This is a genomic window from Brevundimonas fontaquae (genome assembly GCF_017086445.1).
Taxonomy (GTDB): domain Bacteria; phylum Pseudomonadota; class Alphaproteobacteria; order Caulobacterales; family Caulobacteraceae; genus Brevundimonas; species Brevundimonas fontaquae.
In genome coordinates this window covers 2048791-2065552 of record NZ_CP070968.1, presented here as the reverse complement: position 1 = coordinate 2065552, position 16762 = coordinate 2048791, and the positions used below count along the sequence as shown (strand labels likewise).

The window sequence follows — 16762 nt, the reverse complement described above, 5'->3', positions numbered from 1 at the left end:
GGGATTCTGCATCCCGCGCGACCGCTCATCGCGTCGGTCGACGGTCGAGCGGCGGCGGAGCCTTGGCCCTGTCACGCAGGCTTTGAGCAAAGGCCTCGATATCCGCCTGGGTTCTGACGGGGTCGGGCGACACCGGAACGGCGTTCACGGCCGCGCGTGTTTCGGCGGCGAGCGCCTCGGCGTCGCCGAGCGTCCAGTCGATGCGTGCGATCTCGCTGGTCAGCGTCGCGCTGTCGCCTTGGAGACGCTGCACATTCGACGCGACCTGCGTGACCGGCGGCAGATCGGTCGGCGCTGTCGGAAAGTCCTCCCAGCGCGGATAGCGCCGATTGGCGTCGACCAGTTCCTGGATACGCGGCGCCAGCGGAGAGACAGCCTCCGTCTTGGAGGCGGATGCACCGACACAGCCGCTTAATGGCGTCGCGATCGCGGCTGCGGCGATCAGGATAATCTTTTTCGAGTGCGACGCGTTCATTTCCTTGATGGTCTTATGCCATCATCGCGGTGCGCGGAAGGGTGGATGAACCACCCTCTGGCGCAGGATGCGCGAAGGACGATCATGGCCAAGACTCCCACAACGCCGACAGAAGCCTTAGATCGCCCCGCACGCAAGGCCGGACGTCCGACGTCGGCCAAGCCCCGCCCGCCTCGCCAGCCCAAATCGAAACCTGCCGAAACGCAGGAAGCCGCCTCCGAAGCCCATTCCGAACCGACTCCTGAGGCGACAGCAGCGACGCCCAACCAAGCCGAATTGATCGAAACCCTGTCGATGAATCTGGCCAAGGCGGCCATGATGGCCCAGAGCGCGATCGCCGAGGCGGCGCTGACCCAGGCCGATCGGCCGGCCGCCCTTTCCGCCGATCCCTTCAACGTCGCGCCGGCCATGACGTCGGTCATGACCAGCCTGGCCGCCCAGCCCGACAAGATGATTCAGGCCCAGGCCGACCTGTTTGGGCGCTATATGCGGCTCTGGTCATCGACGGCGCGTCAGGCGGCCGGCGAGGCGCCCGATCCCGCACCGGTCGACAAGCGGTTCAAGGACCCGGCATGGTCCGAAAACCCGATGTTCGACATGATGCGGCGATCCTATCTGCTGACGTCAGACTGGATGAACGGCTTGATCGCTGGGGTCGAGGACGTCGACCCGACGCTGAAACGTCGTGCCCAATTCTTCATCCGCCTGCTGACCGACGCCTTCTCGCCGTCCAACTTTTTGGCCTCCAACCCCGTCGCGCTGAAGGCCTTGGCGGAGACCAGCGGCGAATCGCTGGTGAAGGGCATGCACAACTTCGCCGCAGATCTGGAACGTGGCGGCGGATCGCTGCGCATCAGCCAGGCCGACTACGGCAAGTTCGTCGTCGGCGAGAACGTCGCCACGACGCCGGGCCAGGTTGTCTGGCGCGACGAGCTGTTCGAGCTGATCCAGTACGCGCCGACGACCGAAACCCAGCACGAAATCCCGCTGCTGATCTTCCCGCCCTGGATCAACAAATTCTACATCATGGACCTGCAGCCAGCGAACTCGCTGATCCGCTGGCTGTCGGCTCAAGGTTTCACGGTCTTCGTCTGTTCCTGGGTCAATCCGGACAAGGACAAGGCCGGCTTCGGCTTCGACGACTATCTGGAAAAGGGCATCTATCGCGCGGTCGAAAAGACGCTGGAGCAGGCGGGAACGAAGCAACTGAACGCCGTGGGCTATTGCATCGGCGGCACCCTGCTTGGCGCTGGTCTGGCGCATATGGCGGCCAAGGGCGACAAGCGCATCGCCGCCGCCACCTTCTTCGCCGCTCAACATGACTTCGCCGAGGCCGGCGACCTGCTTCTGTTCACCGACGAACACTGGATCGCCGAGATCGAGCGTCAGATGGATGCGGCGGGCGGCGTCCTGCCGGGCGCGGCCATGGCGGAAACATTCAACGCCCTGCGGTCCAACGATCTGATCTGGTCCTTCTTCATCAGCAACTATCTGCTGGGCAAGGATCCGCCCGCCTTCGACCTGCTGTTCTGGAACGCAGATCAGACGCGGATGCCCAAGACGCTTCACCTGGAGTATCTGCGCCAGATGTATGGGGCCAACGTCCTGGCCAAGGGGCAGTTCGAGATCGGCGGCCTGACGGCGGATCTGTCGAAAGTTGAGATCCCGCTCTATTTTCAGGCCAGCCGAGAGGATCACATCGCGCCGATGAACTCGGTCTATCGGTCCGCCAAACTGTTCGGCGGCAAGGATGTGACCTTCACCCTGGCCGGGTCAGGTCACATCGCCGGCGTCATCAACGCCCCCGCCGCAAAGAAGTATCAGCACTGGACCAACCCTGCCCTGCCCGCGACCTTGGCCGAATGGCAGGCTGACGCCGTCGAACATCCCGGCAGTTGGTGGGAGCATTGGTCCGCCTGGCTCGGCGCGCGATCCGGTAAGCAAATCCCCGCCCGCGACCCCGCCAAGGGCCCGCTCAAGCCCATCGAGCCGGCGCCGGGCAGCTATGTGAAAGTGAAGTCTTGAACCGTCTCGAACCCAACGCCTTGCTCGCCCTCAGCACAGGCGTCGCCTTGATCCTGCTGATCATGACGGCCAGCCTGTTCGGAGAACCGGGCAATACGGTCAAATACGTGATCTCGGCCGTCATCTGCGCGGCCGCCTTTGTCCTGCTCAACGAACGGATGGCGCGCGCGATGAAACGACCGGTCGCTCAGCCGCTGATCCACGTCAGCACGCCTGGCACGGCGGTGTGGGCCGGACTGTTTCCATTGATCGTCATCGCCATGGCCTGCGCGCCCGTTTTCTTCGCCGGTCACGACTATGGGCTGCTGGTGATCATCGCCTCGGTCATCTTCGGCCTGACCGTCGATTCAGCCGTGCGCGCGCGTCGCGCCTAGGCCGACACGAACTTCAGCGCCACGCCGTTATTGCAGTAGCGCAGCCCCGTCGGACGCGGACCATCGTCGAAGACATGCCCCTGGTGTCCCAGGCAGCGGACGCAATGGTATTCGGTGCGTGGAATGCCGATGGCCAGGTCACGCTTCTTGCCGATATTGGCGGCGATGATATCATAGAAGCTGGGCCAGCCGGTGTGGGAATCGAACTTCCACTGCGATCGAAACAGCGGCAGATCGCAGCCCTTGCAGACGAAGATCCCGCGAGCGTGCTGATCGTTCAGCGGGCTGGAATAGGGACACTCCGTCCCCTCGTGCCGCATCACGCGCCAGGAGGCGTCACCCAAGCGTCGTCGCCAATCCGCATCGGACACCCGACGATAGGGCGAGGCTGCGTATTGCCCCTCCCCGGCTTCGGACGTTTCAGGCGAACAGGCGGACAGGGCGAACGCGCCGGCGCCCATTAGAAGGCCCCGGCGATGCAGGATCAGGGACTGGGTCATGTCCCTGATACGACGAAGGTCGCGGAATGGTTTCAGACCTCAGATCAGACCGGTCGCCTCATCCAGGCCCAGCATGATGTTCAGGTTCTGCACCGCCGCGCCCGACGCGCCCTTGCCCAGGTTGTCGAGCAAAGCGACCAGCCGCGCCTGTTCGCCGTTGCGGTCGCCGAAGACGTGCAGGCGCAAGCGATTGGTGCCGTTCAGGCCCTCGGGCTCCAGCCCCGACAGGGCCTCGGTCTCTTCCAGGTCTGCGACCTCGACGAACTGCCGCCCCTCATAGGCCTCGACCAGCGCGCCGTGGATGCGCTCGACCGAAGGCGTCTCCGGCAAGGCGGCCAGATGCAGCGGAACCTCCACCAGCATGCCCTGACGATAGTTTCCGACCGCAGGGGCGAACAGCACGTCGCGGCTGAGCCCCGTGTGTTTTGTCATTTCCGGCACATGCTTGTGCTTCAGCGACAAACCATAGGCGCGATAGGCGGTTGCCGCCCCCGGCGCCTCGAACTCGGCGATCATCGCCTTGCCGCCGCCGGAGTAGCCCGAGACCGCATTGACCGTGACCGGATAGGTCGTCGGAACCAGCCCCGTCTTCACCAGCGGTCGCATCAGGCCGATGAAGCCGGTGGGATAGCAGCCGGGATTCGACACGAACGACGACCGTGCGATCAGATCGCGCTGTCCCGCATCCATTTCGGGGAATCCATAGGCCCAGCCAGGCGCGACCCGATAGGCGGTCGAGGCGTCGATCACCTTGACTGTGCGATTCTCGATCATGGCCACAGCTTCACGCGCCGCATCGTCGGGCAGGCACAGGATCACGGCGTCGGCGCCGTTCAGGGCTTCGCGCCGCGCATCCACATCGCGCCGACGATCGCCCAGCAGGATGAGCTCCAGATCCGGGCGCGCCTCCAGCCGCTCACGGATCTCCAGCCCTGTGGTGCCGGCCTCGCCGTCGATGAAGATAGTGTGGGTCAACTACTCAATCCTTCACTCCGGCCACTGCCGGGGCGTTTTCAGTAATGGCGTTGGACTGTGTGGACAATCTGGCAAGCCATGCGGCGCCATTCCCCAAAGTCACGCCTGCCAAGCAGATGATCAGAAGGACAACAGGTACGGCTATCACGCCTGCCAGACCTTTGCCGTCGATGCTCAGGCCAAGCACCTTCAGCGAAACCGAATGCATAGGTCGGTCTTGCAGTTTGCGATTTCTGGACACCGGGCACATCTCCGCATTAGCGAAACTGATGTGCAATCCCTTCGGGTATGGGGTCGCAAATGTGCAAAGCGGTCAAGCGCAGAACCATAGAACCGAGGTGCTTTCAGGGTTTGATGCTTAGGGCGGAACCTCAACCTCTCTCTCAAAGCCAATGACCGGACATGGGTTCGAATTCCATTCGATCTGTCACGTTTGCGTGACTTCCCAGATATGCACTCAAGAAAAAGGGCGCTCCGAGTCTCCCCGAAGCGCCCCAAATCCAAACCGCGTAAACGTGATCAGCGCTTCGAGAACTGGAAGCTGCGGCGAGCCTTGGCGCGGCCGTATTTCTTGCGCTCGACGACGCGGCTGTCGCGGGTCAGGAAGCCATGCGGCTTCAGGACCTTGCGCAGTTCCGGTTCGAAGTGCGTCAGGGCGTGCGACAGGCCGTGGCGGATGGCGCCGGCCTGGCCCGACAGACCCGAACCTTCGACGGTGCAGATCACGTCATATTGCGTGGCGCGGTCCGAGACGGTCAGCGGCTGAGCGATCATCATGCGCAGCACGGGACGAGCGAAATACTGCTCCTGGTCCTTGCCGTTAATGGTGATCTTGCCGGTGCCGGGCTTCACCCAGACGCGAGCGATGGCGTTCTTGCGCTTGCCGGTCGAATAGGCGCGGCCCTGAGCGTCCAGCTTCTGGACATAGACGGGGGCGTCGTTCTCGACCGAAGAGCTCAGGCCCTTCAGGGCATCGAAGCCGGTTGCGGTTTCGGTGTTGGTCACGTCGGTCATGCTCAGACGCTCCGGGTGTTCTTGGGCGACGCCGACTTGAAGTCGATCGTTTCCGGTTGCTGGGCTTCGTGGTCGTGCTGGTTGCCAGAGAACAGGCGCAGGTGCGTCATCTGCTTGCGGGCCAAGGGGCTTTCCTTGGGCAGCATGCGCTCGACGGCCTTTTCAAGCACGCGCTCGGGGAAGCGGCCGCCCAGAACCTTCTCAGGCGTGGTCGACTTGACGCCGCCCGGGTGACCGGTGTGGCGATAGTAGATCTTGTCGGTGTTCTTCTTGCCGGTGAACACCACCTTGTCGACGTTGGTGACGACGACATAGTCGCCGCAATCGACGTGCGGGGTGTAGTCGCCGCGGTGCTTGCCGCGCAGACGGTTGGCGATGAAGGTCGCGAGGCGGCCCACCACGACGCCTTCGGCGTCGATGTGGATCCACTTCTTCTCGACCTCGGCCGGCTTCAACGAAGCCGTAGTGCTCTTCAGCATGAGGGGGTTCCTGGAGACGAAAATCGGGTCCGGCCCCCGAGGGAACCGAATGAAGGCGCGCTGATACAGGAGACGATTGGTCGCGTCAACGCGCGCCACAACACTGCATTTGCCACAACGTATTGTTCAAACACAGTTTTTCAAATACGGTATTAAAATACCCAGCGTAAATGACGTGAGAAGCGTTACGGCGTAACACAAAATGTCATCAAGCCATGATTATTGGCGGGCATCGCAACGGCGACAGCTTTGGAGCCCCTTCATGATCCTTCATCGTCGTGGTCTGATCGCCACGGGCGCAGCCGCCGCCTTCTCAGGACTGGCGCGTCATGCCGCCGCTCAGACGGCGGGTGAAGAGACCTACGTCAACGAGGTCCATGGCTACGGACCTCTGCTGCGCGATCCCAATCGTCTGCTCGATCTGCCCGAAGGCTTTTCCTATCAGGTCGTGGCCCAGAGCGGCGACACGATGGACGACGGCCTGTTCGCTCCGGGGCAACCTGACGGCATGGCCTGTTTCCCGCTGGAAGGGTCTCGCGTGGCCCTGGTCGTCAATCACGAGCTGAAGGGCTCCAGCGGCCTGCATCGCAACCTCGGCCCCGGCGGCCTGCGGGAGGAACGGCTTGACCTGTTGGACGCCAGCCGGGGCTACGACACCTACAAGAATGGCCGCCCCTTGCCCGGCGGCTGCTCCACCATCACCTATGATCTGGCGACCCGCCAGATGGTCAGCCGGCATCTGACGCTGGCCGGCACCTCGACCAATTGCTGCGGCGGCCCGACGCCTTGGGGCAGTTGGCTGACCTGCGAGGAGACGCTGGAGACGCCGGCCGACGCCGATGTGACCAAGAGCCACGGGTGGGTCTTCGAAGTGCCGGCGACCGCGACCGGCCTGGTCGATCCCGTGCCTCTCAAGGCGATGGGCCGGTTCGATCACGAGGCCGTCTGCGTCGATCCCCGCACTGGCGTCGTCTATCTGACCGAAGACGACAACGCCGGCCTCTTCTATCGCTTCATTCCCAATGCGCCCGGCAAGCTGATCGAGGGCGGCCGGCTTCAGGCCATGGCCTGGAAAGGCGCGCCCTCGGCCGACACCCGCAATCAGGACGGTCGCACCTGGGCTGTCGGCGACTGGAGGGAGATCGAATGGATCGATCTGGACGACGTCGAATCTCCCAATGGCGACCTGGCCAAGCGCGGCCACGCGGCCGGCGCCGCCTGGGTTGCGCGGGGCGAAGGCGTCTGGTGGGGCGATGACGAGCTGTATTTCACAGCGACCTCGGGCGGACCAATCCGACGCGGTCAGGTGCTGCGTCTGGCGCCCGGTCTGAACGGCGCGGCAGATCGCCTTCAGCTGTTCGTCGAGAGCACGGATCCAAAGACAATGAACATGGCCGACAACATCACCGTCGCGCCCTGGGGGCACCTGATCCTGTGCGAGGACAACTATTCCTCGGACGTCCGCAACCACCTGAAAGGCGTCACGCCAGAGGGCAAGGTCTATACGATCGGCCGCAATGTCTTCACCGGCAACTCCGAGTTCGCCGGCGCCTGCTTCTCGCCGGATGGCGAGGTGCTGTTCGTCAACATCATGTACCCCGGCATGACTCTGGCGATCAGAGGCCCATGGTCCTCGGTCCGGACATGAAGATGCGCGGCTGAGCCCGCAGCACCAACCATAGGTTCACGGTGGCCGTCGCCAGCACAATCGCGGCGCCTGCCTGGTGCAGCACGCCCAGCCACACCGGAACGGCGTGCACCAGGGTCACGATCCCCAGCAGCGCCTGGAACCAGATCACACCCGCAAGCGCGAAGGCGCCGAAGCCCATTCCCTCCGCTACGCGCCAGCGCCAGGCCTGGAAGGCATAGATGCTGACCGCGATCAGCAGACCATAGGCGACCAGTCGGTGATTGAACTGCGTCAGCGCCTGATCGTGCAGGAAGGCGACCGCGCCCAGGCTCCAGTCGGCCGGCGGCAGAACGGCGCCGTTCATCAGCGGCCAGTCGGTATAGACCAGCCCCGCATGACCGCCGGCCACGAGGGCGCCCAGCAGACATTGCAGGAAGACCGCGCCCAGCAGCAGGCCGGCGCCCCTCGCCCAACCCGACGGCGGCCGGCCGTGATCCTCACCGTTCCAGGCCTCTAGCCCCGTCCAGATCAGGGCGGCGAACAGCACGAACGCCAGGCCCAGGTGCGTCGCCAGACGCTCGGGCGCCACGCTGACACGCTCGGACAGGCCGCTGGACACCATCCACCATCCAATCAGGCCTTGAAGGCCACCCAGGGCCAGGAGCAGGACACAACGCCAGATCAGGCGATTGGGCATGGCCCACTGGTGGAATACCGACCGGGCCGGCACCAGACGGCAAAGCAGGAAGACGATCAGCGGCAGGGCGAACACCATACCCACCAGACGCCCGATCAACCGGTGCAGCCATTCCCACCAGAAGATGCCCTGAAACTCGCCCAGGCTCATGCCGGCGTTGACCTGCGCATACTGCGGGATCTGCTTGTATTTTTCGAAGGCCTCGGCCCACTGCGCGTCGTTTAGAGGCGGAATGGCGCCCATAATGGGCTTCCACTCCGTGATCGACAGGCCAGAGCCCGTCAGCCGCGTGATGCCGCCGATCACCACCATCAGGAAGACGACGGCGGCCGTGGCGAAAAGCCATACGGCGACGGCGCGGTTACGATCTGGATTTCCGAAACGGTTCATTCGACGCCTGACACTGACCCGGATATGGTGTCGCGTCGAACGAAGACCAGACGCGACCGGTGCGGTATGCCCGCCCCAAGCGACAAGATCGAGTCGGATTGAGTTAACGGCGCTGTCGCCGCAGGAGATCAGGGTTGCAATACGCCGATATCGCCGCCGCCGTCGCAGGCGGCCTGCTGCTGGCCTGGATCGCGGACCTTCTGACGGGCCGGCGCGGCTTCGGCGGCACAAGCCTGGTGTCCGGGATCGGCTTGGCCTGCGGATGGTTTCTGGCGGTGCGGGTCTTCGCGGTCAGCACGATGGACAGCTGGGTCTGGGTGCCGTGGGCGCTCGTTGGATCTGGCATCTGTCTGGTCGCCTTCTTCCTGTTCCGGAACAAGCGCTGATGCCGCCGCGTCTGCGTCGCTTCGTCGCCGCGATCGGCGTGCTGCTCTTTCTCGTTTTCTGGGTGTGGGGCCTGATCGCCCTGCGCGGAATGCTGCCGCCGTCGCAGTGGATCGACTTCCTGTTCTTCGGTATCGGCGGGACCGCCTGGGGCCTGCCGCTCATCCCGTTGCTGCGATGGGCCGAGCGGGGCTGAGCGCCGAACCTGCCCCCAGATACGGCGATGGGGCCGCCCGCAAGGACGACCCCACCATCATCATTCTTTTTCAAGAATGGTCGGAGCGACAGGATTCGAACCTGCGACCCCTTGACCCCCAGTCAAGTGCGCTACCAGGCTGCGCCACGCTCCGAAGGCGCTCCCTATAGACGGGGGGACCGCTGTCCGCAAACGCTAAAACGACTTTTCCACCTACCGTGAAAGAACGGCGTCCAGACGGGCTTTGGCCTGCTCCAAATCGGCCAGAACCTGATGCAAGTTCGAGGTTTCGGCCCGCGTGACATCGGAAGTCGCCGCAGAGATCGTGACATCGCCGTCGTCGATCAGTGCGGCGGCCTCCGCGCCGATCAGCTTTTTCAGCCCCTGTTCCTTGTGCAGGCGCTGGACGCCGCGAATCGTCAGTCCATCGTCGTGCAGCAGGCGTTTGACCGCCTTCAGCACCGCGATGTCCTGAGGCCGATAAAAGCGCCGACCGCCGGCCCGTTTCACAGGTGTGACGAAATCGAACTTCGTTTCCCAGAACCGCAGGACATGCTGGGGCGCGCCGACCTCTTCGGCCGCTTCGGAAATGGTTCGGAAGGCGTCGGCGCTCTTGGCCACCGCGATCAGGCCTCGACGACGGCGTCGTGAACCCGGCTTTTCATGATCTGTGAGGCGCGGAAGCTGATGACCCGGCGCGGATTGATCGCCGCCGGTTCGCCGGTCTTGGGATTGCGGCCCATCCGTGCGCGCTTCTCACGCACCTGGAAGACGCCGAAGCCGGACAGTTTCACCGTCTCGCCGCGCTCGAGCGATTCGACGATCAGTTCCAGGGTGCGCTCGACCAAGCTGGAGCATTCCTGACGCGAGAGGCCGACCTCTTCATGCACGGCTTCGCACAAGTCGGCGCGCGTCACAGTCTGTTGGCCTGCCATCATATCCCCGCTGTCCTGCGATCCGCTCGCATCCATAGGGGCGCAAAGCCCCCGAAAAATCAATGCCTCGATGTCGATTAGAGCCGAAGCGCGCAGGCGCCCCAGGTCAAGCCGCCGCCCATGGCCTCAAGCAGCACCATATCGCCCTTCTTGATCCGCCCATCCTGGATCGCAGCATCCAGCGCCAGCGGGATCGAGGCCGCCGAGGTGTTGGCGTGCATCGCCACGGTCGAGATCACCTTGTTCTCGTCCAGACCCAACCGGTCGCCGACGCCCTTGATGATTCGCTGATTGGCCTGATGCGGCACGAACCAGTCGACATCCGCGATCTGGATGTTGGCGGCGGCGCAGGCAGCGGTGATGCCCTCTGCGATGTTCACGACGGCATGACGGAAGACCTGGTTTCCGGCCATGCGCAGATGGCCAACGGTCCCCGTCGTCGCCGGGCCGCCATCAACGTAGAGCAAGTCGGTCTTGGATCCGTCGGCGCGCAAGGCGAAGCCGAGCATGCCCTGGTCGTCCGATGTCCCCTGCCCTTCGCGCGGTTCCAGCACCACGGCGCCGGCTCCGTCACCGAACAGGACGCAGGTGGTCCGGTCGGTCCAGTCCATCAGCCGCGTCATCTCCTCAGCCCCGATCACCAGGGCGCATTTCGACAGGCCGCGCGCCACAAAGCCGTCGGCGACGCTCAGCGCATAGACGAAGCCGGAGCAGACGGCTTGAACATCGAAAGCGATGCCGACGCCTGCGCCCAGCTTGGCCTGGACGATCGACGCGACGGCCGGGAAGGTCATGTCGGGCGTGGTGGTGGCCACGATAATCAGATCGACGTCGGACGCCGCCTTGCCCGCGTCGGCGAGCGCCTTCTTGGCGGCCTCGACCGCCAGATCGCTGGTCGGCTGGTCGTCGCGCGCCTTGTGACGCTGCTTGATGCCGGTGCGCTCCTGGATCCATTCGTCGGACGTATCGACGACCTTGGCGAGGTCGGCGTTGGTGACGATCTCATCCGGCAGATATGAGCCGACGCCGGTCACGGCGCTGCGGGTGACGGTCACTGGAGGGGTTCTCCCACGGCTGCGGCGGGCTTGGCGGCATGGTCGAACACCGCGTCCAGCTTGCCCAGGTTGTCCCCCACCTTGCTCATATAGTCGCTGCGGGCCAGATCGACAGCGATGCGGATGGCGTTGCCGAAGCCCTTGGCGTCGGCGCCGCCATGGCTCTTCACCACAATACCGTTCAGGCCCAACAGGGGGCCGCCGTTGATGGCGCTGGGATCGATCTTCTGGCGCATCTTCTTCAACGCCGGCATGGCGATGACGGCGCCCAGCTTGGATTGCAGATTGGAGGTCAAAGCCTCTTTCAACAGGGCCGAAATATAGCGCGCTGTGCCTTCGGCGGTCTTCAGCGCGATGTTCCCGGTGAAGCCGTCGGTCACCACCACGTCCACTGTGCCCTTGGCGATATCGTCGCCCTCGACGAAGCCGTGATAGTTCAGGTCGAACGGCCCGTCGCGCAGGATGGCGTGCGCCTCCTTGACCTTTTCGTTGCCCTTCATGTCTTCCGAACCGACGTTCAACAGGCCGATGGTCGGGCGGGCGATGCCGCGCACTGCGGACTGGAAGGCTTCGCCCATGATGGCGAACTCGATCAGCTGCTCCGCGTCGCTGCCGATGTTGGCGCCGACGTCCAGAACCGCCGTGTGGCCCTTGAAGGTGGGCCAGCTGGCGACGATGGCCGGACGCTCAAGCCCGACCGCAGACATCCGCAGAATCAGTTTCGAGATCGCCATCAGGGCGCCGGTGTTGCCGGCCGAGACGACGCCGCCGGCCTGACCCGTCTTCACCGCCTCGATGGCATTCCACAGACTAGAGCCCTTACCGCGGCGCATAGCCTGGGCCGGCTTTTCGTCCATGGCCACTACCTTGTCGGTGTGGCGGATCTCGCAGACGTCCGCCGCCACGCCGCAACGCGCCAGTTCCGGCGCGATCTTGACTTCGTCGCCATGCAGCAGGAAGCGAACCCCCTCGCCGTCATGGGTGCGGGTGTAGCTGCGGATGCCGGGAACGACGACGGATGGCCCGTGATCGCCGCCCATGGCGTCAAGCGAGATCGTAACTGGGGCTGGCAAATGGACCTCTTGTGGCCGCGTCGTCTTGTCGCGCGACGCTTGGCAGGATGCGCTGGACGATAGCGCCGACGCCGGGGGATGCAACCACCCGGCCCCTACGTCAACCTCAGCCTTGGTCGTCTTTGGATTTGAGCGCCCTCAGGGCCGCGAACGGAGAAATCTCCGTTGGTTCCTCAGGTTGCACGAACTCCGCGCCCGGCTTGCGTGGGAACGGATCAAGCGACAGCACCAATTGCTCGACCGCATACTGGCCCAGGTCGATCTTGCCGTCCTCGATCACGTCGGCGTCTTCTTCATCCAGCGTGACCTCGATCTCGTCGGTCTCCTCGGGCTTGGCTTCGACAAGTTGAATGGAGAACCGGCGATCCACATCGACCGGCAGGGGTTCCAGCGTCAGGCCGCAGGTCTGCACCGCATGTGCCGTCACCCTGCCCTTCATCGTCCATTCGCTGGTTGACGGCGTCGGCTTGATCTCCAGATCGACGACGAAATCGTCCAGCCCCTGTAGATCCAGGCTACGGGCGATTCGCTTGCGAGTGTCCGCATCCGGTTCCAGCCGACGGCTCAGACCCGCTCCAATCTGATTGACCCGCACTGTTTCGCTGTAGGGGAGCGTCGCGCTCATCTCTTTCAAACTTCCGCCCAGGCCGGCGTCGCCAGCACCTTGTTGAAATCCTGCGCCGCCAAGGCTGCGCGTGTCGTCAGCGCATAGCGCGCCAATGTGTCCGCATGGGGCGCTTGCGGGTCCGCATAGACATTCTTCGCCATCGCCTCCGCCAGAGCCGCCGCATCGCCGGCGCGCAGCGGCTGTTCATAGGCGTTCATCCGGCCATACAGGGCCTCTCCCAGTTTGCGCATCTTCTTGCCGACGGCGACGTCGCCCACGCCTTCCTCCCGCAAGACGTGATCCAGCGCCGAGACATAGATGTCGAACACCGCCTGAGCCGCATCCTGGCCCTGAGCCGTGTTCTCATCGCGCAGCCGCAGCACCAGCAACAGCACATGCAGCGTGTAGAGTTCGAATCGCGCGTCGATGCGGTCATCGACCGCCAGACGCGTGTAGAAGGCCGGATTGCGGGCCTGGCTGACGGCCTTGGCGTAGAGATCGTCGCCGAGACGGAAGCCGGATCGGGGTTTGAACAGGTTTTTCAGCATGGGTTCCAACGGCCCCTTTTCCGCCGCGCCGTTGAACTAGGACGCAGGTCCGTCTAGGTCAAAGACCTTGTTCTCTCGCAGGCGCCCGATCATGTCCCGTTTCGTCCCGCTTTTCGTCGCTGCTTCGCTGGCCGGCCTGTCCGCCGCCTGCGCCCCGACCATCGGCTCCAACGGCTTCCAGGTCATCGACGCCAAGCCCCAAGACGTGGTCGCCGGCACGGACACCAAGGAAACCGTCCTCGCCAAGCTGGGTTCGCCTTCGACCACCTCGACCTTCGAGCCGGATCAGGTCTGGTATTACATCAGCCAGACGACCGAGAAATACACATACAACCTGCCCAAGGTTTCGACGCGCACCGTGACCGAGATCACCTTCGTTCCGCAGGGCGATCAGGTGGCGTCGGTGCGGACTCTTGGCCTTACGGACGGCGAGCAGATTGCCATGAACCGCAACGAGACGCCGACGCGCGGTCGTGAGCTGACGGTTCTGGAACAGCTTCTGGGCAACGTCGGTCGTGGCCAACTGCCGCGCACCGAGGACGACACGCCCGGCCAGCGGCGCCCGGACTAAGGCGGCTCATCTCCCGAAACAAAGGCGCCCCGGAGATCGCTCTCCGGGGCGTTTTCGTAAGGGCTAAGTGTTTCAGCCTAGCCGATGGTCCCGCTCGCCAGCACCGCCAGCAGCAGCAGGGCGACGATGTTGGTGATCTTGATCATCGGATTCACCGCCGGACCGGACGTGTCCTTGTAGGGATCGCCGACCGTGTCGCCGGTCACGGCCGCCTTGTGGGCTTCTGAGCCCTTGCCGTGGACGACGCCGTTCTTGTCGGTGAAACCTTCCTCGATCACCTTCTTGGCGTTGTCCCAGGCGCCGCCGCCTGATGTCATCGAAATGGCGACGAACAGGCCGGTGACGATTACGCCCATCAGCATGGCGCCGAGGGCGGCGAAGGCGTTCGCCTTGTCCGAAATGCCCAGTACCGCGACGAACAGGACGATGGGCGACAGCACCGGCAACAGCGACGGCACGATCATCTCGCGGATCGCCGCCTTGGTCAGGATGTCAACCGCCCGGCCGTATTCCGGCTTCACCTCATAGGTCATGATGCCGGGGTTCTCGCGGAACTGGCGCCGCACTTCCGCCACGACCGATTCGGCCGCCCGTCCCACCGCCATCATCGACATGCCGCCGAACAGGAAGGGCAGCAGCCCTCCGAACAGCAGGCCGACGACGACGTAGGGATTGGTCAGATCGAAGGCGATCTCTCCCATCCCAGCGAAGAAGGGATAGTCCGCCGGATTGGCCGAGAAATACTGCAGGTCCGACGTGTAGGCGGCGAACAGCACCAGCGCGCCGAGGCCCGCCGAACCGATGGCGTAGCCCTTGGTCACGGCCTTGGTCGTGTTGCCCACGGCGTCCAGCGCATCCGTCGAATGCCGCACGTCGCTGGGCAGACCCGCCATCTCGGCGATGCCGCCGGCGTTGTCGGTCACGGGTCCAAAGGCATCGAGCGCCACGATCATTCCCGCCACGCCCAGCATGGTCGTGGTGGCGATGGCGATGCCGAACAGGCCGGCCAACTGGAAGCTGGCTACGATGCCGACGATGATCGTCAGCGCCGGAAGCGCCGTCGCCTCAAGCGACACGGCCAAGCCCTGAATGACGTTGGTGCCGTGCCCCGACACCGAGGCATTGGCGACCGATCGCACCGGACGGAAGCCCGATCCGGTATAGTATTCGGTCACGACCACGATCGCCGCCGTCACCGCCAGACCAACCATGCCGGACCAGAACAGCGCCATCGGCTGGATTTCCAGACCGCTAGCCGTCACGATCGGCCCCGTCACCATCTGGTCGATCACCCACCAGACCGCGCCGATGGACAGGACGCCGGTGACGATAAGCCCCTGATAGAGGGCGCCCATGATGTTCTTGGACTTGCCCAGCCGCACGAAGAAGCTGCCGACGATGGAGGTCACGATGCACACCGCGCAGATCGCCAGCGGCAGCACCATCATCAGATCCACATAGGGCTGGTCCCTGAAGAAGATCGCGGCCAGCACCATGGTCGCGACAGTCGTCACGGCATAGGTCTCGAACAGGTCGGCGGCCATGCCGGCGCAGTCGCCGACGTTGTCGCCCACATTGTCGGCGATGGTCGCGGCGTTGCGAGGATCGTCCTCGGGAATACCCGCCTCGACCTTGCCCACCATGTCGCCGCCAACGTCGGCGCCCTTGGTGAAGATGCCGCCGCCCAGGCGCGCGAAGATCGAAATCAGCGAGGCGCCGAAGCCCAGCGCCACCAGCCCGTCGATCACTTCGCGGCCCGTTGAGACCAATCCCAGATGCTGGGTCAGCACAATGTAGTAGCCTGACACACCGATCAGGGCGCCGCCCGCCACGAACATGCCGGTGATGGCGCCCGAGCGGAACGCCAGGTTCAACCCTTTGGACAGGCTTTCGGACGCCGCCTGAGCCGTGCGCACATTGGCCCGCACCGAGATCAGCATCCCGGCATAACCGGCCGCGCCAGACAGCACGGCGCCGATCAGGAAGCCGACGGCGGCATAGATTCCGATCAGGAAGTAGGCGGCGATCAGGATCACGATCCCGACGATGCCGATGGTCAGATATTGCCGCTTCAAATAGGCCGAGGCGCCTTCCTGGATCGCGGCGGCGATCTCTCGCATCTTGTCGTTGCCAGTGCTCGCCTTCATCAGCACGGCGGTCTGTGCGGCGCCATACAGCACCGCCAGCACACCGGCCGCAAAGACCAGCGTAAGTGAGTTCGTCATTGGCGTTTCCATGCCCTTGCAAACAGGCGCGCAGGCCTTGGCGCGGTCGGGCGTTATCGCCTCTGTCCGCCTTCCGGTCCCCCCGCACGCGGCGAACGCGTCAGTGCGTTCTTTGGGATTTGCCAAGGGAGCCTGTCATGGCAGGCGAAGTGACGCAACAGCGGTCGCTCAGCCCGTTCAGCGGGCGGTCTGCATGCCCGTTCGGCGACGCGGCGACTGGCTGACGACGACGACACGCCGGACGGAGCCGCGACCCGAGACCGCCGCAGACGCCGCCACCAGCGACGCGGACAGGGCCCGCTCGTCCAGCCGTGTCCAGTCGCCAGGCACGGTGAATGGCGTCTTGTGGGCCGCGCGGACGACGGCGTCGCGGAAGAAGGCCTCCTTGGGCTTCATCTGCTCGACGGTCTTGCCGGCGCCGAGTTCGAGCCTGAGGGCGACGAACACGTAGTTCCGCAAACGCCCCCCCTCGATGACGGGCAGGCCGAGGCCTGCGATGCTCAGGGCCGCAGGCGCCGACTCCGTTTCGCTGCCGGAGGCGGCGGCGCGACTGGCGGTGGCGCCGGTCAGGGCGGCGGTTCCGGAGGCGATCAGGGTTCTACGGTCCAT

General features: G+C 64.5%; 21 protein-coding genes and 1 tRNA gene. 6 read left to right on the top strand and 16 right to left on the bottom strand.

Features of this window, described 5'->3' with window-relative positions:
* Positions 1-25: 25 nt before the first annotated feature.
* Entirely contained in the window at positions 26-475 is a 450-nt protein-coding gene (locus JX001_RS10130) for a hypothetical protein (protein WP_205680976.1), read from the bottom strand.
* 84 nt (positions 476-559) lie between these two features.
* Here JX001_RS10130 and phaC point away from each other — a divergent pair, with 84 nt between their 5' ends.
* Together phaC and JX001_RS10120 are read left to right on the top strand one after the other, a co-directional pair.
* Entirely contained in the window at positions 560-2500 is a 1941-nt protein-coding gene (phaC, locus tag JX001_RS10125; RefSeq protein ID WP_205680975.1) for a class I poly(R)-hydroxyalkanoic acid synthase, read from the top strand.
* Complete coding sequence (locus tag JX001_RS10120) at positions 2497-2874, top strand: hypothetical protein (protein WP_055753598.1); 378 nt, start codon at positions 2497-2499, stop codon at positions 2872-2874. The genes phaC and JX001_RS10120 overlap by 4 nt, the downstream gene beginning before the upstream one ends.
* Here JX001_RS10120 and msrB read toward each other — a convergent pair.
* The 5 genes from msrB to rplM all read right to left on the bottom strand — a co-directional run bounded on the left by msrB (position 2871) and on the right by rplM (position 5842).
* Positions 2871-3374, bottom strand: a complete 504-nt coding sequence (gene msrB / locus JX001_RS10115; protein WP_205680974.1) for a peptide-methionine (R)-S-oxide reductase MsrB — start codon at positions 3372-3374, stop codon at positions 2871-2873. The two genes, JX001_RS10120 and msrB, sit on opposite strands and share 4 nt — an antisense overlap.
* 39 nt (positions 3375-3413) lie before the next feature.
* Positions 3414-4349 carry an N-acetyl-gamma-glutamyl-phosphate reductase gene (gene argC, locus JX001_RS10110; RefSeq protein ID WP_205680973.1) on the bottom strand — a complete coding sequence of 312 codons (936 nt, stop codon included), beginning with the start codon at positions 4347-4349 and terminating at the stop codon, positions 3414-3416.
* A 4-nt stretch (positions 4350-4353) separates the two neighbouring features.
* Positions 4354-4557, bottom strand: a complete 204-nt coding sequence (locus JX001_RS10105) for a hypothetical protein (RefSeq protein WP_156363269.1) — start codon at positions 4555-4557, stop codon at positions 4354-4356.
* A 311-nt stretch (positions 4558-4868) separates the two neighbouring features.
* Positions 4869-5363 carry a 30S ribosomal protein S9 gene (rpsI, locus tag JX001_RS10100; protein ID WP_017503896.1) on the bottom strand — a complete coding sequence of 165 codons (495 nt, stop codon included), beginning with the start codon at positions 5361-5363 and terminating at the stop codon, positions 4869-4871.
* Positions 5364-5365: 2 nt separating this feature from the next.
* Positions 5366-5842, bottom strand: coding sequence for a 50S ribosomal protein L13 (gene rplM, locus JX001_RS10095; RefSeq protein ID WP_055809236.1), 477 nt, complete (start codon positions 5840-5842; stop codon positions 5366-5368).
* 262 nt (positions 5843-6104) lie between these two features.
* On the opposite strand from rplM, the gene JX001_RS10090 reads away from it, so the two are divergent.
* Positions 6105-7490, top strand: a complete 1386-nt coding sequence (locus JX001_RS10090) for an alkaline phosphatase PhoX (RefSeq protein ID WP_205680972.1) — start codon at positions 6105-6107, stop codon at positions 7488-7490.
* Here the strand turns inward: JX001_RS10090 and JX001_RS10085 are convergent.
* Positions 7459-8559, bottom strand: coding sequence for a COX15/CtaA family protein (locus tag JX001_RS10085; RefSeq protein ID WP_205680971.1), 1101 nt, complete (start codon positions 8557-8559; stop codon positions 7459-7461). The two genes, JX001_RS10090 and JX001_RS10085, sit on opposite strands and share 32 nt — an antisense overlap.
* 134 nt (positions 8560-8693) lie before the next feature.
* Between JX001_RS10085 and JX001_RS10080 the strand changes: the two genes are divergently transcribed.
* Positions 8694-8945: a hypothetical protein gene (locus tag JX001_RS10080; RefSeq protein ID WP_017503900.1), complete on the top strand. Its 252-nt coding sequence runs from the start codon at positions 8694-8696 to the stop codon at positions 8943-8945.
* Positions 8945-9139, top strand: coding sequence for a DUF2842 domain-containing protein (locus JX001_RS10075; RefSeq protein ID WP_017503901.1), 195 nt, complete (start codon positions 8945-8947; stop codon positions 9137-9139). The genes JX001_RS10080 and JX001_RS10075 overlap by 1 nt, the downstream gene beginning before the upstream one ends.
* 77 nt (positions 9140-9216) lie before the next feature.
* On the opposite strand, the gene JX001_RS10070 is transcribed toward JX001_RS10075, so the two are convergent.
* From JX001_RS10070 to JX001_RS10040, 7 genes are all read right to left on the bottom strand, one after another.
* Positions 9217-9293, bottom strand: a tRNA-Pro gene (locus tag JX001_RS10070).
* 59 nt (positions 9294-9352) lie between these two features.
* The gene (locus tag JX001_RS10065) at positions 9353-9760 is read right to left on the bottom strand and encodes a MerR family transcriptional regulator (protein ID WP_205680970.1); all 408 of its coding nucleotides are present in this window, start codon (positions 9758-9760) and stop codon (positions 9353-9355) included.
* Between the two features lie 5 nt (positions 9761-9765).
* Positions 9766-10074, bottom strand: a complete 309-nt coding sequence (locus JX001_RS10060) for an integration host factor subunit alpha (RefSeq protein WP_026108237.1) — start codon at positions 10072-10074, stop codon at positions 9766-9768.
* Between the two features lie 77 nt (positions 10075-10151).
* The gene (locus tag JX001_RS10055) at positions 10152-11129 is read right to left on the bottom strand and encodes a beta-ketoacyl-ACP synthase III (RefSeq protein ID WP_205680969.1); all 978 of its coding nucleotides are present in this window, start codon (positions 11127-11129) and stop codon (positions 10152-10154) included.
* On the bottom strand, positions 11126-12169 hold the full coding sequence (gene plsX, locus JX001_RS10050) for a phosphate acyltransferase PlsX (RefSeq protein ID WP_241004836.1): 1044 nt from the start codon (positions 12167-12169) through the stop codon (positions 11126-11128). The genes JX001_RS10055 and plsX overlap by 4 nt, the downstream gene beginning before the upstream one ends.
* 139 nt (positions 12170-12308) lie before the next feature.
* Positions 12309-12827: a YceD family protein gene (locus JX001_RS10045; RefSeq protein WP_205680967.1), complete on the bottom strand. Its 519-nt coding sequence runs from the start codon at positions 12825-12827 to the stop codon at positions 12309-12311.
* 5 nt (positions 12828-12832) lie between these two features.
* Positions 12833-13357 (bottom strand): ubiquinol-cytochrome C chaperone family protein, encoded by a 525-nt coding sequence (locus JX001_RS10040; RefSeq protein ID WP_205680966.1) that lies wholly within the window; start codon positions 13355-13357, stop codon positions 12833-12835.
* A gap of 91 nt (positions 13358-13448) precedes the next feature.
* Between JX001_RS10040 and bamE the strand changes: the two genes are divergently transcribed.
* Positions 13449-13928, top strand: coding sequence for an outer membrane protein assembly factor BamE domain-containing protein (bamE, locus tag JX001_RS10035; RefSeq protein WP_205680964.1), 480 nt, complete (start codon positions 13449-13451; stop codon positions 13926-13928).
* A gap of 77 nt (positions 13929-14005) precedes the next feature.
* Here bamE and JX001_RS10030 read toward each other — a convergent pair whose 3' ends face one another.
* Together JX001_RS10030 and JX001_RS10025 are read right to left on the bottom strand one after the other, a co-directional pair.
* The gene (locus tag JX001_RS10030) at positions 14006-16153 is read right to left on the bottom strand and encodes a sodium-translocating pyrophosphatase (protein WP_205680962.1); all 2148 of its coding nucleotides are present in this window, start codon (positions 16151-16153) and stop codon (positions 14006-14008) included.
* A gap of 177 nt (positions 16154-16330) precedes the next feature.
* Positions 16331-16762 carry a hypothetical protein gene (locus JX001_RS10025; protein ID WP_205680961.1) on the bottom strand — a complete coding sequence of 144 codons (432 nt, stop codon included), beginning with the start codon at positions 16760-16762 and terminating at the stop codon, positions 16331-16333.